The sequence below is a fragment of the Streptomyces sp. genome (genome assembly GCF_035645055.1).
In the GTDB taxonomy this organism is placed as follows: Bacteria; Actinomycetota; Actinomycetes; order Streptomycetales; family Streptomycetaceae; genus Streptomyces.
In genome coordinates this window covers 14,336-30,591 of the sequence record NZ_DASQNH010000047.1, presented here as the reverse complement: position 1 = coordinate 30,591, position 16,256 = coordinate 14,336, and the positions used below count along the sequence as shown (strand labels likewise).

General features: G+C 69.5%; 10 protein-coding genes. 7 read left to right on the top strand and 3 right to left on the bottom strand.

The features are described from left to right. The first annotated feature begins 1 nt into the window (after position 1). Complete coding sequence (locus VE614_RS15715; protein WP_324936869.1) at positions 2–1,033, top strand: alanine racemase; 1,032 nt, start codon at positions 2–4, stop codon at positions 1,031–1,033. A gap of 90 nt (positions 1,034–1,123) precedes the next feature. Here VE614_RS15715 and VE614_RS15710 read toward each other — a convergent pair whose 3' ends face one another. Further along, a complete protein-coding gene (locus VE614_RS15710) occupies positions 1,124–2,650 on the bottom strand; it encodes a glycosyltransferase family 87 protein (RefSeq protein ID WP_324936867.1) in 1,527 nt (508 codons plus the stop codon). 154 nt (positions 2,651–2,804) lie between these two features. Then, positions 2,805–5,087, bottom strand: a complete 2,283-nt coding sequence (locus VE614_RS15705; protein WP_324936865.1) for a transglycosylase domain-containing protein — start codon at positions 5,085–5,087, stop codon at positions 2,805–2,807. Positions 5,088–5,828: 741 nt separating this feature from the next. On the opposite strand from VE614_RS15705, the gene VE614_RS15700 reads away from it, so the two are divergent. The 4 genes from VE614_RS15700 (at position 5,829) to VE614_RS15685 (ending at position 9,641) form a co-directional block, all read left to right on the top strand. Further along, the gene (locus VE614_RS15700; protein ID WP_324936863.1) at positions 5,829–6,512 is read left to right on the top strand and encodes a PadR family transcriptional regulator; all 684 of its coding nucleotides are present in this window, start codon (positions 5,829–5,831) and stop codon (positions 6,510–6,512) included. 45 nt (positions 6,513–6,557) lie between these two features. After that, the gene (locus VE614_RS15695) at positions 6,558–7,640 is read left to right on the top strand and encodes an inositol-3-phosphate synthase (protein ID WP_324936862.1); all 1,083 of its coding nucleotides are present in this window, start codon (positions 6,558–6,560) and stop codon (positions 7,638–7,640) included. A gap of 101 nt (positions 7,641–7,741) precedes the next feature. Beyond that, complete coding sequence (locus VE614_RS15690) at positions 7,742–9,019, top strand: MFS transporter (RefSeq protein WP_324936861.1); 1,278 nt, start codon at positions 7,742–7,744, stop codon at positions 9,017–9,019. A gap of 121 nt (positions 9,020–9,140) precedes the next feature. Then, complete coding sequence (locus tag VE614_RS15685; protein ID WP_324936859.1) at positions 9,141–9,641, top strand: LppU/SCO3897 family protein; 501 nt, start codon at positions 9,141–9,143, stop codon at positions 9,639–9,641. A gap of 120 nt (positions 9,642–9,761) precedes the next feature. On the opposite strand, the gene VE614_RS15680 is transcribed toward VE614_RS15685, so the two are convergent. Further along, the gene (locus VE614_RS15680) at positions 9,762–11,204 is read right to left on the bottom strand and encodes a CCA tRNA nucleotidyltransferase (protein ID WP_324936857.1); all 1,443 of its coding nucleotides are present in this window, start codon (positions 11,202–11,204) and stop codon (positions 9,762–9,764) included. A gap of 199 nt (positions 11,205–11,403) precedes the next feature. Here VE614_RS15680 and VE614_RS15675 point away from each other — a divergent pair, with 199 nt between their 5' ends. Both VE614_RS15675 and murJ read left to right on the top strand, forming a co-directional pair. Further along, on the top strand, positions 11,404–13,809 hold the full coding sequence (locus VE614_RS15675; RefSeq protein ID WP_324936855.1) for a DUF6049 family protein: 2,406 nt from the start codon (positions 11,404–11,406) through the stop codon (positions 13,807–13,809). Positions 13,810–13,853: 44 nt separating this feature from the next. Then, positions 13,854–16,139, top strand: a complete 2,286-nt coding sequence (gene murJ / locus VE614_RS15670) for a murein biosynthesis integral membrane protein MurJ (protein ID WP_324936854.1) — start codon at positions 13,854–13,856, stop codon at positions 16,137–16,139. Positions 16,140–16,256: the final 117 nt, after the last annotated feature.

Sequence of the window (16,256 nt, the reverse complement as noted above, 5' to 3'; positions counted from 1 at the left end):
CATGGCGCTCACGCTCTACGTCGACACCGCGCGCTGGCGGGCGCACCACAAGCACGTGCAGGAGCAGTTCCCGGGACTGGTCCCGGTCTGCAAGGGCAACGGCTACGGCTTCGGGCACGAGCGGCTGGCGGAGGAGACCACGCGCTTGGGCGCCGACATGCTGGCCGTCGGCACCACGTACGAGGCCGCGCGGATCAAGGACTGGTTCGGCGGTGACCTGCTGGTGCTGACGCCGTACCGGCGTGGTGAGGAGCCCGTGCCGCTGCCCGACCGGGTGGTGCGGTCGGTTTCGTCCATCGACGGCGTGTACGGCCTCGTGGGCGCCCGGGTGGTCATCGAGGTGATGTCCTCGATGAAGCGGCACGGCATCAGCGAGCAGGACCTGCCGCAGCTGCACGCCGCGATCGAGAACGTACGTCTGGAGGGTTTCGCGATCCATCTGCCGCTGGACCGCACCGACGGCTCGGACGCCGTCGAGGAGGTCATCGGCTGGATGGACCGGCTGCGCGCGGCCCGGCTCCCGCTGCACACGATGTTCGTCAGCCACCTGAAGGCCGAGGATCTGGCCCGGCTTCAGCAGCAGTTCCCGCAGACGCGTTTCCGCGCCCGCATCGGCACGCGGCTGTGGCTGGGCGACCACGAGGCCACCGAGTACCGCGGCGCCGTCCTGGACGTGACCCGCGTCTCCAAGGGCGACCGCTTCGGCTACCGGCAGCAGAAGGCGGCCTCCGACGGCTTCCTGGTGGTCGTGGCGGGCGGAACGTCGCACGGGGTGGGTCTGGAGGCCCCCAAGGCGCTGCACGGCGTGATGCCGCGCGCCAAGGGCGTCGCCCGGGCCGGCCTCGCCACGGTCAACCGGAATCTTTCTCCGTTCGTCTGGGGCGGCAAGCAGCGCTGGTTCGCCGAGCCGCCGCACATGCAGGTGTCCATCCTGTTCGTGCCCGCCGACGCCCCGGAGCCGAAGGTCGGCGACGAGCTGGTGGCCCATCTGCGGCACACCACCACCCAGTTCGACCGGCTCGTGGACCGCTGAGCGCACGAGGCACGTCAGCAGAGCAGCACAAAGGCCGTACGCGGATCCCCGCGTACGGCCTTTCGTGTGCCGCCTCTACGACGTGTTCGCTCAGGGCGAACTGGGGGAACCGGCTGATCCGTCGGCCGCCTTCGACGCGCCCCACTCGACCTGGGGACCCTGCGGCCCCTCGAAGTGCGCGGCGTGGCGCGGCGGTCGGGCCGCGGCTCCGAGGACGAACACGTCCTCCGCTCCGTCGAGGACCCCTCCGGAGGGATCGTCGTCGCCGTCCCGGCGTACCACGTCCCGCTCCGGCATGAGGATGTCGCGTACGACGACGGCACACAGGTACAGCGTCCCCAGCAGATGCACACCGATGGCCCAGTGGTAGCCGTCGGTCGGCAGTCCCTTGTGGGCGTCACCGCTGGTCGTGTACGCGAGGTACATCCAGATGCCCAGGAAGTACATGACCTCGCAGGCCTGCCAGATGAGGAAGTCCCGCCACCGGGGCCGGGCCAGCGCGGCGAGCGGCACCAGCCACAGCACGTACTGCGGCGAGTAGACCTTGTTGGTCACGATGAACGCCGCGACGATCAGGAACGCCAGCTGGGCGAAGCGCGGACGGCGCGGGGCGGTGAGGGTGAGCGCCGCGACGCCCGCACAGCACAGCAGCATCAGCAGTGTGGCGAAGGTGTTGACGGTCTCGGTGCTGAGCGGGTCGCTGGAGTTCTGCGCCATGATCAGCCAGAAGGACCCGAAGTCCACGCCGCGTTCCTGGCTGAACCGGTAGAACTTCGACCATCCTTCGAAGGCGAACAGCATCACCGGCCCGTTCACCACCACCCAGGCGACGGCCGCGCCTCCCAGCGCCTTGCCGAAGTCCCGCCACTTGCCCGCCCGCCAGCACAGCACGAACAACGGGCCGAGCAGAAAGACAGGGTAGAGCTTGGCGGCCGTGGCGAGCCCGAGCAGGACACCGAAGGCGAGGGAGCGGCCCCGCGCCCACATCAGCATGGCGGCGGCCGTCAGCGCGACGGCCAGCAGGTCCCAGTTGATGGTCGCGGTCAGCGCGTAGGCGGGCGCCAGGGCGACGAGCAGACCGTCCCAGGGGCGCCGGGCGTGCGTGCGGGTCACACAGACGGCGATGACGGCCGCGCAGACCATCAGCATTCCCGCGTTGACCATCCAGTACCACTGCTCCTGGTGCTGGATGCTGCCGCTGCCCGGGGTGAGCCAGGCGGCGACCTCCATGAAGACGCCGGTCAGCACCGGGTACTCCAGGAACTCCATGTCGCCGGGGAGCCGGTCGAAGTACGGCACGAGCCCGTCGGCGAAACCGCGGCCCTGGTACAGGTGGGGAATGTCCGAGTAGCACGCGTGCGTGTACTGCGAGCTGGCGCCGAAGAACCAGGCGCCGTTGTAGCAGGGTGCCTTCTGGATCAGTCCGAGGGCGAACACGCCGATCGCCACCAGCGCGATCACCCGTACGGGAGTCCACCAGGACGTCCCGAGCAGGGCCCGCCGCCCGAGGGGGCCACCGATCAGCTCGCTGCCGGCCGCAGCGACCTCGTCGGCCTTCGTCGGCCGTACCGGGTCCGGCTCGTGCGCGCTCGTCCGCGTCGTTTCTGCACTGGGCATGGGGCACATCCTGCCGTACGCGACGGAGAGCCCATGTGACGTCGGCCCAGCGGGAGCCGCGAAGAGAAAAGTGCCCCTGTTTCACGTGAAACGAAGTGTTTCACGTGAAACAGGGGCACTCCCGCCAGCTCAGGAGGAGCCGTGGCGGTCGGCGTCACTCACCGTCCGGGCCTCCGATGAAGCCTCCGTTCCCACCGCCGGCATTGCCGTTCCCGTTCTCGGATGTCTCCGAGGTACTGGGTGAAGGGCTCACGTCGCCCTCACCACCACCGTCGTCGTCGCCGCCGCCGCCGTTCACGCCGCCGTTCTCGTTGCACCAGCCGAAGGCGCAGGTCTCACTCACCGACGGGCTGGGCGAGGGCTCGGGCTCGGACGTGCTGGGCGAAGGGCTGGGCTCCTCGCTCTCGGTCTCGGTGGGCTCCACGCTGACGGTCGGCGTCGGGGTCGGGGCGCCCACCTGGTCGAAGACCTCTCCGATCGGGGTGGGCTCGGGGAAACCGGGGTCGGGCTTCCCCTTCAGCGCCACCTTCATGTACTCGGTCCACACCGAGGTCGGGATGTCACCACCGTGGATGGAGTCGTCACCGGCCGTGCCGTTCATGGAGAGCAGCGCGTGGCTCTTCGGGTTCTCGCGGAACATCGCCACCGCGGTGGACAGCTGCTGGGTGTAGCCGACGAACCACGCGGACTTGTTCTCGTCGGTGGTACCGGTCTTGCCGGCCGCCGTGCGTCCCAAGGCCTTGGCGTTCTGACCCGTACCGTTCTCGATGACGTTCTCGAGGACCTTCGTGACGTTGTTCGCCACGTTCTCGGGCATGGCCTGCGCGACCTTCGGCTTCTCGAAGCCGGGAACGGGCTGACCGCTGTGCTTGACCTCCGTCACCGAGTACGGATCGGCCTGCTTGCCGGATGCCGCGAAGGTCGCGTAGGAGTCGGCCATGCGGATCGCGCTGGGCGTCGAGGTGCCGAGCGCGAACGACGGGTTGATGTCGGAGAAGCTCTGCTCGAGGATGCCCGTGCCCTTGGCGACGTCCGCCACCTTCTCCATGCCGACATCGACACCGAGCTGCACGAACGGCGTGTTCACGGACTGCTCCATCGCCTTGTGCAGGGTGATGTATCCCCAGGGATGATCGCTCTCGTTCTCCTGGTAGAAGAGCGAGTTGTCCTTCTTGAGGTAATAGCTGCCGTCCGGCTTCTGGACCTTGAGGTGGTCGTTGCCGTTGTACTTGCTCATCGGCGAGACGCCGACGCCGTCACTCTTGTACGTGCCGTACTGCATGGCCGCGGCAAGCACATACGGCTTCCACGTCGAACCGACGGGGACACCGGCGGTGTCGGCGTTGTTGTTGAAGTGGCCGTTCTCGTAGCCCGCGCCGCCGTAGAGGGCGACGATCGCGCCGTCGTTGGGCTTCACCGACGCGGCGCCGAACTGGACGTGCTTGTCCAGCTCCCGCTTGGGGTCGAGGCGCTCCTTCTCGATCTTCTTGACGGCCTTGGCCAGGGCGTCGACCTTGTCCTTCTCGAAGGTCGTGTGGATCTGGTAGCCGCCCTGGTCGAACTGGGCCTCCGTGATCTCGGAGTGGGCCAGCACGTACTTCTTGGCGGTGTCGACCAGGTAGCTGACCTGCCCGGTCATGCCCTTGATCGCCTTGCGGCCCTGGGGCTCGGGGTACTCGCTGACGGCCTTCTGGTAGTCGGCGTCCGAAAGGTGTTCGTCCTTGTTCATCTCGCCGAGGATCCAGCGCCAGCGCTTCTCCGAGCGCTCGCGGTTGGCGGTCGGGGTCGCCGACTTGTCCAGGCTCTCGTTACCGGCCGGGTCGTAGTACGTCGGGCCCTTCAGCAGCGCCGCGAGGAAGGCGCACTCGCTCGCGCTGAGGTCTTCCGCGTCCTTGCCGTAGTAGGTCTGGGCGGCGGCCTGGATGCCGTACGCGCCACGGCCGTAGTACGAGGTGTTCAGGTAGCCCTGAAGGATCTCGTCCTTGTCGAGCTTCGTCCCCACCTTGATCGAGATGAACATCTCCTTGAACTTCCGGGAGATGGTCTGTTCCTGGCTCAGGTAGGTGTTCTTGACGAACTGCTGGGTGATCGTCGAACCGCCCTGCGTGTCGCCGCCCGTCGCCATGTTGGCCAGGGCGCGGGCGATGCCCATGGGGTCGACGCCGGAGTCCTCGTAGAAGGTCTTGTTCTCGGCGGAGATCACCGCCCACCGCATGTCCTTGGGGATCTGGTCGATGGTGATGTTCTGCCGGTTCTCGCCGGAGCCGGTCGCCACCATCTGGGTGCCGTCCGCCCAGTAGTAGACGTTGTTCTGCGACAGCGCGGCGGCGTTCTCCTCGCTGGGGACGCTCACCATCGCGTAGCCGAGGCCCGCGATGGCGACCAGGCTGCCGAGGAAGCCCAGGAAGAGACCGGAGATCAGCTTCCAGGAGGGCATCCAGCGCTGCCAGCCGTACTTGCCGGCGCGCGGGTAGTCGATGAACCGCTTCCCGTCGGCGGCGGCGGTCCGCCCGCGGCCGCGCCCGGGTCCGCTCGGACCGCCGGGACCACGCCGCCCGTTCTCGGCCGCTCGGCGGCGCCCGCCACCGTTCCTCTGGGCCGCCCGCCGGGCCTCGGCGCGGCCGCCGTACGGCCGCTCCTCGCCTTCCGGCCCGGCAGAACCCGGCCCATAGGAATCGGAAGGAGACCCAGTGGCGCCTCGCGGTGCCGCTCGGCGGCCGGAGGACGAGCCGGACTGGCCGCGTCGGGCCGCGGCACGTCCGCCTCCCTGCGGCTGCGGCGGTTTGCGACGGTGCTCGCTCATCGAACGACTACTCCTCGGGCAGGCGCACCCTTGCGCGCCTGGAAACGGCGGCTGGTTTCCGGTCCCCCCGAAGTACGGACGCGGTCGGTTCCGCATTCACCCGTACTGCACCGGGGACGAGGACGCCCCCAGAAGCAACTCGGTTCCCGGTGGTGTGCATGCCGCACAGACTACGCAGCACCAAAACCCGCCTAGCTCCGAGGTTCACCCCAAAACAGGCAACTCACTTCCTACTAATCGGTGATGTGACGCCGCTCACGATTCCCCCTCTTGTCGCAGGAGAGGGCCCGTTCTATCGTGCTGATGTATCGAGTCGATACATCAGCCCGGCATAAAGACCGTGACAGGCACGACCGCGGAAGAGGGGAGGCGACCATGAGCCGGCGTTCCGGGATCCTTGAGTTCGCCGTACTCGGCCTGCTCCGCGAATCCCCCATGCACGGCTATGAGCTGCGCAAACGACTCAATACGTCATTGGGTGTCTTCCGCGCGTTCAGCTACGGGACGCTCTACCCCTGCCTCAAGACGCTGGTCGCAAACGGCTGGTTGATCGAAGAACCGGGCCATACAGCCGAGGAGGCGCCGACCGCCCCGCTCGCGGGCCGGCGCGCCAAGATCGTCTACCGGTTGACGGCGGAGGGTAAGGAGCACTTCGAACAGCTGCTCTCGCAGACCGGCCCCGACGCGTACGAGGACGAGAGCTTCGCCGCGCGGTTCGCCTTCTTCGGGCAGACGTCGCGCGACGTACGCATGCGCGTGCTGGAGGGCCGCCGCAGCCGGCTGGAGGAGCGTCTGGAGAAGATGCGCGCCTCCCTGGCACGCACCCGAGAGCGCCTCGACGACTACACCCTTGAGCTCCAGCGCCACGGAATGGAGTCCGTGGAGCGCGAAGTGCGCTGGCTGAACGAGCTCATCGAGAGTGAGCGGGCCGGGCGGGACCTTCACGGTTCCGCCTCCGGGGAGCCCGCTCAGCAGGACACCACATCTGGAGCGACGGGCGGCCTGCCCCGGACCGGGGACGACACCCGGCCGGATACGCCCGACGACACCGCCACGTGAGACCCCCGTCGGGGCCTCACCGAGTACACACAGGGAGCAACCGGAATGGGTTCGGTTCGCGTAGCCATCGTCGGCGTGGGCAACTGCGCCGCGTCGCTGGTGCAGGGAGTCGAGTACTACAAGGACGCCGATCCGGCGTCCAAGGTCCCCGGCCTGATGCACGTGCAGTTCGGCGAGTACCACGTCCGTGACGTGGAGTTCGTCGCCGCGTTCGATGTCGACGCGAAGAAGGTCGGCCTCGACCTCGCGGACGCCATCGGCGCCTCCGAGAACAACACCATCAAGATCTGCGACGTGCCGAACACCGGCGTGACCGTCCAGCGCGGCCACACCCTCGACGGCCTCGGCAAGTACTATCGCGAGACCATCGAGGAGTCCGCCGAGGAGCCGGTCGACATCGTCCAGGTCCTCAAGGACAAGCAGGTCGACGTCCTCGTCTGCTACCTGCCGGTCGGTTCCGAGGACGCGGCGAAGTTCTACGCCCAGTGCGCCATCGACGCCAAGGTCGCCTTCGTCAACGCCCTCCCGGTCTTCATCGCCGGCACCAAGGAGTGGGCGGACAAGTTCACCGAGGCGGGCGTCCCGATCGTCGGTGACGACATCAAGTCCCAGGTCGGCGCCACCATCACGCACCGCGTCATGGCGAAGCTGTTCGAGGACCGCGGTGTCATCCTGGACCGCACGATGCAGCTGAACGTCGGCGGCAACATGGACTTCAAGAACATGCTCGAGCGCGAGCGCCTGGAGTCCAAGAAGATCTCCAAGACGCAGGCCGTCACCTCGCAGATCCCCGACCGGGACCTCGGCGAGAAGAACGTCCACATCGGCCCGTCCGACTACGTCGCGTGGCTCGACGACCGCAAGTGGGCCTACGTCCGGCTCGAGGGCCGCGCCTTCGGTGACGTCCCGCTGAACCTGGAGTACAAGCTCGAGGTCTGGGACTCCCCGAACTCCGCGGGTGTCATCATCGACGCCCTGCGCGCCGCGAAGATCGCCAAGGACCGCGGCATCGGCGGCCCGATCCTGTCGGCGTCGTCGTACTTCATGAAGTCCCCGCCGGTCCAGTACTTCGACGACGTGGCCCGCGAGAACGTCGAGAAGTTCATCAAGGGCGAGGTCGAGCGCTAGGGAGACGCAGCGCTCCGCGCCGAAGCTCTCGTCCCTGTGGGCTGTTGAGGGTCCCCGAGGCATTGCGCCCGGGGGCCCTCCCCATGTGTGAGGCTGGCCCCATGGCCGTCGTACGTGATCTGCGCGTCCTGCTCCGCTTCCGGAACTTCCGGCGCCTGCTCGCCGTGCGACTGCTCTCCCAGGGCGCCGACGGCGTCTACCAGGTCGGCCTCGCCACGTACGTCGTCTTCTCCCCGGAGAAGCAGACCTCGCCCGCCGCGATCGCCTCCGCCATGGCGGTCCTGCTGCTGCCGTACTCCCTGGTGGGCCCCTTCGCCGGCGTGCTGCTCGACCGCTGGCGCCGCCGCCAGGTCTTCGTCCACGGCAATCTGCTGCGCGCCCTGCTGGCCACGGCGACCGCGCTGTTGATGATCAGTCATGTGCCGGACTGGCTCTTCTACGTCTCGGCCCTCTGCGTCACCGCGGTCAACCGCTTCGTGCTCTCCGGTCTGTCCGCCTCGCTGCCGCGTGTGGTCGACGCCGAGCGGCTGGTGATCGCCAACTCGCTCTCCCCGACCGCCGGGACACTGGCCGCGACCGCCGGCGGCGGCCTCGCCTTCGTGGTCCGGCTGGCCGTGTCCGACTCCGACGCCGCGGTGGTGCTGCTGGGCGCCCTGCTGTACCTGTGCTCGGCCGCCGCGGCGCTGCGGATGCCCCGAGGGCTGCTCGGACCGGATCCCGCCCTGGTGCCGCCGCGACTGGCGGCGGCGCTCTCCGGAACGCTCCACGACCTGACCGCGGGCATGCGCCATCTCGCCGCGCCCGCCCGCCGGGAGGCCGTCTGGGCGCTGGCGTCGATGACGCTGATGCGGTTCTGCTACGGCGCCCTCACGGTGATGCTGCTGATGCTCTGCCGGTACGCGCTGACGTCGGATCCGGACGACGGCCTCGCCCTGCTGGGCCTCGCGCTGGGCGTGTCCGGGGCCGGATTCTTCGTGGCGGCTGTGCTGACGCCCTGGACGGCCGGACGGCTCGGCCCCGGCCGCTGGATCGCGGTGTGCGCCGGGGCAGCGGCCGTCCTCGAACCGGCCCTGGGGCTGCCGTTCGCCACCGGCCCGCTGCTCGCGGCCGCCTTCGTGCTGGGGCTGATCACCCAGGGCGCGAAGATCGCCACGGACACCATCGTCCAGTCCTCCGTCGAGGACGGCTTCCGCGGCCGGACGTTCTCCGTGTACGACGTTCTGTTCAACGTCGCCTTCGTGGGCGCGGCCGGGGTGGCCGCGCTGATGCTGCCGCCCGACGGCCGCTCCGCGGCGCTGGTGGTCGTGGTGGCTGCGATCTACGGATCGGTTGCAGGGATTATGGCCCGCTTTGCGCGCCGACGAGTGTCACATCAGTGACACAGACCCGGTCCTGGGCGCTGTGTTGTCAGTGGAGCCCGATAACTTACGTGGGTCTTATCCGATCTTTATGCGCGTCGTTCTACCGCGTCACGCACCCAGTTTCTAGGGGGACCCCCAAGTGACCACTTCGCCGCCCCAGGGCAACCCGTTCGCGCAGGGCCAGCCGCAGGGGCAGCCGCAGGGGCAGAACCCCTTTGCCCAGGGGCAGCCGCAGGCCCCCCACGGCCAGCAGCCCGGCTTCCCGCAGCAGGGTGCGCCCTTCGCTCCCGCCCCGGCGCCGCGTCGGAAGCTCAGCTTCAAGATGATCAAGAACATCGTCATCGTGATCGCGGTCGGCACCGCGGTCATCGGCGGTTTCATAGCCAGCCGGGACGACGCCGACACCGCGGCCGTGGGCGACTGCATGCACCGTGGCAGCAGCGACGACAACAACCCGGACCTGGAGGTCGTCGACTGCACGGACGCCAAGGCCGAGTACGTCGTGCTGGCCAAGGTCGAGGGGTCCTTCTCCGCGCTGACCGCCGAGTCCAAGTGCGCAGCGGAGGCCAAGGACTTCCAGTACTCGTACACCGAGTCCGGCGACGGCACCGACTTCCTGCTCTGCCTGAAGGACAAGTAAGGCGGACAGCGAGAGGGGCGGTGTTTCACGTGAAACACCGCCCCTCTTCACGTCCCGGGAGATCCGGTGCGCCTTGTGCGCAGTTCGTGTTTCACGTGAAACACCACCTGGCTACAGCGCTCAGCTCTGCGCGGCCCACCACTCCTTGAGTGCCGCGACCGCCTCGCCGTGCTCCATCGGCCCGTTCTCCAGCCGGAGTTCCAGCATGTGCTTGTAGGCCTGGCCCACCTCGGGGCCCGGCTTGATCTCCAGGATCTCCATGATCTGGTTGCCGTCGAGGTCGGGCCGGATGGCGTCCAGCTCCTCCTGCTCCTTCAGCTGGGAGATGCGCTCCTCCAGGCCGTCGTACGCCCGGGACAACGCGGCCGCCTTGCGCTTGTTCCGCGTCGTGCAGTCGGAGCGGGTCAGCTTGTGGAGCCGGTCGAGGAGAGGGCCCGCGTCCCGGACGTAGCGGCGCACCGCGGAGTCGGTCCACTCGCCGGTGCCGTAGCCGTGAAAACGCAGGTGCAGCTCGACCAGGCGGGAGACGTCCTTGACCAGCTCGTTGGAGTACTTCAGCGCGCTCATGCGCTTCTTGGTCATCTTCGCCCCGACCACCTCGTGGTGGTGGAACGAGACCCGGCCGTCCTTCTCGAAGCGGCGGGTGCGCGGCTTGCCGATGTCGTGCAGCAGCGCGGCCAGCCGGAGGGTCAGGTCCGGGCCGTCGTGCTCCAGGGCGATCGCCTGTTCCAGGACGATCAGGGTGTGCTCGTAGACGTCCTTGTGCCGGTGGTGCTCGTCGCTCTCCAGGCGCAGGGCCGGCAGCTCGGGCAGCACCTGCTGGGCCAGCCCGGTGTCGACCAGCAGCGTCAGCCCCTTGCGCGGGTGTGCGGAGAGGATCAGCTTGTTCAGCTCGTCCCGCACCCGCTCGGCCGAGACGATCTCGAGCCGCCCGGCCATCCCGGTCATCGCCGTGACGACCTCGGGGGCCACCTCGAAGTCGAGCTGGGCCGCGAAGCGCGCGGCCCGCATCATCCGCAGCGGGTCGTCCGAGAAGGACTCCTCGGGCGTGCCCGGGGTGCGCAGCACCTTGGCCGCCAGATCGTCGAGACCGCCGTGCGGATCGATGAACTTGTTCTCCGGCAGCGCCACCGCCATCGCGTTCACGGTGAAATCACGCCGGACGAGGTCCTCCTCGATGGAGTCGCCGTACGAGACCTCCGGCTTGCGCGAGGTCCGGTCGTAGGCCTCCGACCGGTAAGTGGTCACCTCGATCTGGTAGCCGTCCTTCTGCGCCCCGACCGTGCCGAACGCGATGCCGACGTCCCAGACGGCGTCCGCCCAGGGGCGCACGATCTTCAGAACGTCCTCGGGGCGGGCATCGGTCGTGAAGTCCAGGTCGTTGCCGAGCCGGCCGAGCAGCGCGTCCCGTACCGAGCCGCCGACCAGGGCGAGTGAGAACCCGGCCTCCTGGAAGCGGCGGGCGAGGTCGTCGGCGACAGGGGCGACGCGCAGCGGTTCGGTCACCGCGCGGTGCTGCTCCTGGTCGAGGGCGCTGGGGGTCTCTTCGTTGGCGTTCGGCACAACAGAAGAGGGTACGTGGCCGGGACGACCGCGGGCGCCCCGATTAAGTCCGCCCGGCTCGCGCTCACATACAGCACGTGCACCCGAAGTCCCTCGATCTTGTGGAGCACTCCGCGGCACTTCCTCTCAGCGCGCATCGTTACCATGCGTGGACGCACATTCCGACGACCACTGACGACGACGAGGGACGGGCGAGCGCGTGGCCGAGGCGGCAGACATCCAAGGGACGTGTCCCTCACCTGCCCGCCGGTGGCTGCAGCGCACCGGAGCACTGCTGGCGGGGGCCCCCCTGCTGGCCGGCCTGCTTCAGCTGCCCGCCGCACCGGCCGCGGACGCCGCGGGCCAGACCTCCGGGAAGGCCGCCTCCGGCTCCCGCACGGTGGCCGTCGCCCTCGACTCGCTCAGCCCCGCCGTCCCCACGGACGGCGACACCCTGACCGTCTCGGGCACGGTGACCAACAACGGCAAGGAGACGATCACCGACGCCCAGGTGGACCTGAGCGTCGGCCCCGAGCTGACCACCCGCTCGGACGTCGACACCGCCGCCAAGAAGACCGGCTACGTCCCCGGCGCCGACGGCACGGAGGTCGGCGGGGACTACACCCAGGAGTTCGCCAAGCTCACCCCGGGCGTCTCCGAGCACTTCAGCATCTCCGTCCCGGTCGACGAGCTGGATCTCGGCGACAACGGCGTCTACCAGTTCGGTGTCTCCCTCACCGGTGAGACCGCCGCGCGGCCGTGGGGACAGGTGATGGGCTTCCAGCGGACCTTCCTGCCCTGGCAGCCCGACGAGGCGGAGCCGAAGACGAAGACGACGTTCCTGTGGCCGCTCATCTCCACGACTCGTGTGACGGCGGAGACGGGGTCGAACGAGCAGCAGACGCCGGTCTTCCTCGATGACGACCTCGCCGAGGAGATCGCTCCGGGCGGTCGGCTGGCCCAGATGCTGGCCCTCGGCAAGGACCTCGACGTCACCTGGGTGATCGACCCGGACCTGCTGGCCTCCGTCGACGCGATGACGCGCGGCTACGAGGTGCAGGACGGCGACGACACCAGGCCCGGGCGCCGGCAGGCGGTCGCCAAGCAGTGGCTCGCCGAGCTGCAGAAGGCGGTGGCCGACAAGGAGGTCGTCGCACTGCCCTTCGCCGACCCGGACCTCGCCTCCCTGGCCCACAACGGCACGGACGTCACCGGCTCGCTCAGCCAGTACAAGGCGGCCACGGATGTCGCCGCCACCACCGTGGAGTCCATCCTCCACGTGAAGCCGAGCACCGACTTCGCCTGGCCCGTCGACGGTGCGGTCGACCCGTCGATCGTGAAGGTCGCCACCTCCGCGGGGGCCGACCGGGTGATCGCGCGCAGCGACAGCCTCCGGGAGACCAGCGGACTGCCGTACACGCCGTCCGCGGCCCGCCCCATCGGCGGCGGCACCACCGCGGTCGTCGCGGACGCCCGGCTCTCCACGGCCTTCGAGGGAGACCTGACCAAGGCGTCCACCGGCACGCTCGCCGTGCAGCGGTTCCTCGCCCAGAGCCTCGCGCTGAACCTCCAGACGGGCAAGCAGCGCAGCATCGTCGTCGCTCCGCAACGCATGCCGACCGCCAGCCAGGCCCGGGCGATGGCGGAGGCGATCACCGCCCTCCAGGACGGCACCTGGACGGAGACCCAGGAACTGACCACCGCCGCCGAGGCCAAGCCGGACCCGGAGGCCACCACGAAGGTGCCGTCGGCCTCGGCCTACCCGCGCGCCCTGCGCAAGCAGGAGCTGCCTCGCGAGGCCTTCGAGCAGATCGCGCGCACACAGGCCGAGCTCGATGACTTCAAGGTGATCCTCACCTTCCCCTCGCGCGTGGTGACCCCCTTCGGACGGGCCATAAACCGTGAGATGTCCACCTCATGGCACGGCCGCCCCGCCGAGGCGCGCGGCTACCGCGACGATGTGGAGAGCTATCTCGAAGACCTGACCGACCAGGTCAAGCTGATCCAGAAGTCCGAGACCAAGCTCTCCGGCCGCAGCGCCACCATCCCGGTGACCGTGCAGAACAACCTGGTGCAGGGCGTCGACAACCTGGTCCTGCGGCTCACCTCCACCAGCCCCACCCGTCTGGAGATCGGCGGCAAGGCCTACTTCGAGCAGCCCGTCTCCGTCTCCGGCGGCCACAGCCAGTCGGTGAAGTTCACCACGTCAGCCAACGCCAACGGCCGGGTGACCGTGGTCGCCCGCCTGTTCACCAAGGACGGCAAGCCGTACGGAGAGGCCGTCCAGTTCGATGTGAAGGTCACCGAGATCACCGCCACCGTGATGCTGGTGATCGGCGGCGGCGTCCTCCTGCTGGTCCTCGCCGGCTTCCGGATGTACACCCAGCGCAAGCGGGCGGCGGCCCGGGAGGCCGAGGAGGGGGGCCAGGACCGCTCCGACGCGCCGGCGGACGCGGAGCGACCCGCCGGCACGCCGGAGAACCCGGAAGCCCCCGAAGACCGTCCCGGGGAGGAGTCCGTCACCCGGCCCGGGGCAGGCGACCCCGAGCAGCCGAGTGACCCGACACCGGACACCGCAGCGGAAAGCGCCGACCCGTCCGGCACGGGTGAGAGAGTGGACCGTTGAGGATGTCGTGGCCGGTGGGCCCGGGACGATGAGGTGGGGTAAGCATGAACGCGCCGTACGACGGTGACCGCGGCAAGGCCGTGGGCAGCTCGGGCTACCCCGAGGGCCCGCCGCCCGAGCACGGCCAGGTACCGCCGCAGCACCCCGCGGACATGTACCTCCAGGACGCCTACGACCAGGACCCGTACCGGGCGCAGGACCTCACCGCCCAGGACCCGGTGGGCGAGGCGCTCTACGACCGTGCCGCGCACCCCCCGCCGCCCCCGGGCACATACCCGCCGCCGCAGCCGCTGTACGCCCAGCCGCCGCAGTCGCCGTACGCTCCCGACCCCACCGTGTGGGCGCAGACCCCGGCCCCCGAGCCGGACGGCGCCACCCAGTACCTGCCGTACGGCGACGACCCGCGCACCACCCAGTACGTGGGCGTCGACGACCTGGTCAGCCAGGCCGGCGAGGGGCGCCCCGAGCACGACGCCTTCGCCCATCTCTTCCGCGACCAGCAGCAGGCCGGCATCCACCCGCCGATGGACCACCCGGGGGTGCCGGCACCGGCCGCCGCCCCCGGCCACGGGCAGGGAGCGGCCCCGCAGTACGGCCCGCCCGAGCAGTACCAGGCGCCCATGGAGCAGTACCAGGTGCCCGAGCAGCAGGAAACCGAGCCCCCGGCTCCGGTGCCCGCGGCGCCCGCCCAGAAGAAGGGCGGCCGGGCCGCCGGGCTGCTGAAGTCGAGCGCCGTGATGGCGGCGGGCACGATGGTCTCCCGCGTCACCGGGTTCATCCGCTCCGCGATGATCGTCTCGGCGCTGGGCCTCATGCTCCTCGGCGAGTCCTTCCAGGTGGCCTACCAGCTGCCGACGATGATCTACATCCTGACCGTCGGCGGCGGCCTCAACTCGGTCTTCGTGCCGCAGCTCGTGCGGGCCATGAAGGACGACGAGGACGGCGGCGAGGCCTACGCCAACCGGCTGCTGACCCTGGTCATGGTGATCCTCGGGGCGCTGACCGTCGCAGCCATGTTCGCCGCCCCGCTCCTCGTCCGCGCCCTGTCCAACCCGCTGGCGTCGGACCCGGCCGCGTTCGACATCGCCGTCACCTTCACCCGGTACTTCCTGCCCTCGATCTTCTTCATGGGCGTCCACGTGGTGATGGGCCAGATCCTCAACGCGCGAGGCCGGTTCGGCGCGATGATGTGGACGCCGGTCCTGAACAACATCGTCATCATCGTGACCCTGGGCATGTTCCTGTGGGTCTACGGCACCGCCGAGCACTCCGGCATGACCGTCGAGAACATCCCGCAGGAAGGCGTCCGCCTGCTGGGCATCGGCATCCTGCTCGGCCTCGTCGTCCAGGCCCTCGCGATGATCCCGTACCTGCGCGAGACCGGCTTCAAGCTCCGGCTGCGGTTCGACTGGAAGGGCCACGGCCTCGGCAAGGCCGCGATGCTCGCCAAGTGGACCATCCTGTTCGTTCTCGCCAACCAGGCGGGCGCCCTGGTCGTCACCCAGCTGGCCACCGCCTCGGTCGTGGACACCAAGATCGACGGCACCGGCTTCAGCGCCTACGCCAACGCCCAGCTCATCTGGGGCCTGCCGCAGGCCATCATCACGGTCTCCCTCATGGCCGCGCTGCTGCCGCGGATCTCCCGCTCGGCCGCCGAGAACGACACCGGAGCCGTCCGCGACGACATCTCCCAGGGCCTGCGCACGACCGCCGTCGCGATCGTCCCGCTCGCCTTCGGGTTCGTCGCCCTCGGCGTCCCGATGTGCACCCTGATCTTCGGCTCCTCCGGCATCGGCGCGGCCACGAACATGGGCTACATGCTGATGGCCTTCGGCCTCGGCCTGATCCCGTACTCCGTGCAGTACGTCGTGCTGCGCGCCTTCTACGCCTACGAGGACACCCGCACCCCCTTCTACAACACGGTCATCGTGGCCGCGGTCAACGCGAGCGCGTCCGCGCTCTGCTACCTGCTGCTGCCCACCCGCTGGGCGGTGGTCGGCATGGCCGCCTCGTACGGCCTGGCCTACGTCACCGGCGTCGGCGTCGCCTGGCGCCGGCTGCGCAAGCGGCTGGGCGGCGACCTGGACGGCTCGCGCGTGCTGCGGACGTACGCCCGGCTGAGCATCGCCTCGGTGCCGGCGGCACTGCTGAGCGGCGCGGCCTGCTACGGCATCACCCGGGCCCTCGGCCAGGGCGCCCTCGGCTCGTTCGCGGCGCTGCTGGCCGGCGGGGCCGTGCTGCTGGGGATCTTCTACTTCGCGGCCCGCCGGATGCGGATCGAGGAACTGAACTCGCTGGTCGGCATGGTGCGCGGCCGGCTGGGCCGCTGAGACGGGGGGTATGGGCACAACCTTCGTCCGCCATCGTGTGTCGTGCATAGCGGCGGACTGTGGGCACAATTGGTTTCGGCGTCGGACGGCGCGCACGGGGTCGTACGGCGCGCAATG

Coding starts and splice junctions, on each gene's coding strand:
- VE614_RS15700 (WP_324936863.1), top strand. CDS start 5,829: ATGAGCCGGCGTTCCGGGATCCTTGAGTTCGCCGTACTCGGCCTGCTC.
- murJ (WP_324936854.1), top strand. CDS start 13,854: ATGAACGCGCCGTACGACGGTGACCGCGGCAAGGCCGTGGGCAGCTCG.
- VE614_RS15705 (WP_324936865.1), bottom strand. CDS start 5,087: ATGCCCTCCTGGAAGCTGATCTCCGGTCTCTTCCTGGGCTTCCTCGGC.
- VE614_RS15715 (WP_324936869.1), top strand. CDS start 2: ATGGCGCTCACGCTCTACGTCGACACCGCGCGCTGGCGGGCGCACCAC.
- VE614_RS15710 (WP_324936867.1), bottom strand. CDS start 2,650: ATGCCCAGTGCAGAAACGACGCGGACGAGCGCGCACGAGCCGGACCCG.
- VE614_RS15695 (WP_324936862.1), top strand. CDS start 6,558: ATGGGTTCGGTTCGCGTAGCCATCGTCGGCGTGGGCAACTGCGCCGCG.
- VE614_RS15690 (WP_324936861.1), top strand. CDS start 7,742: ATGGCCGTCGTACGTGATCTGCGCGTCCTGCTCCGCTTCCGGAACTTC.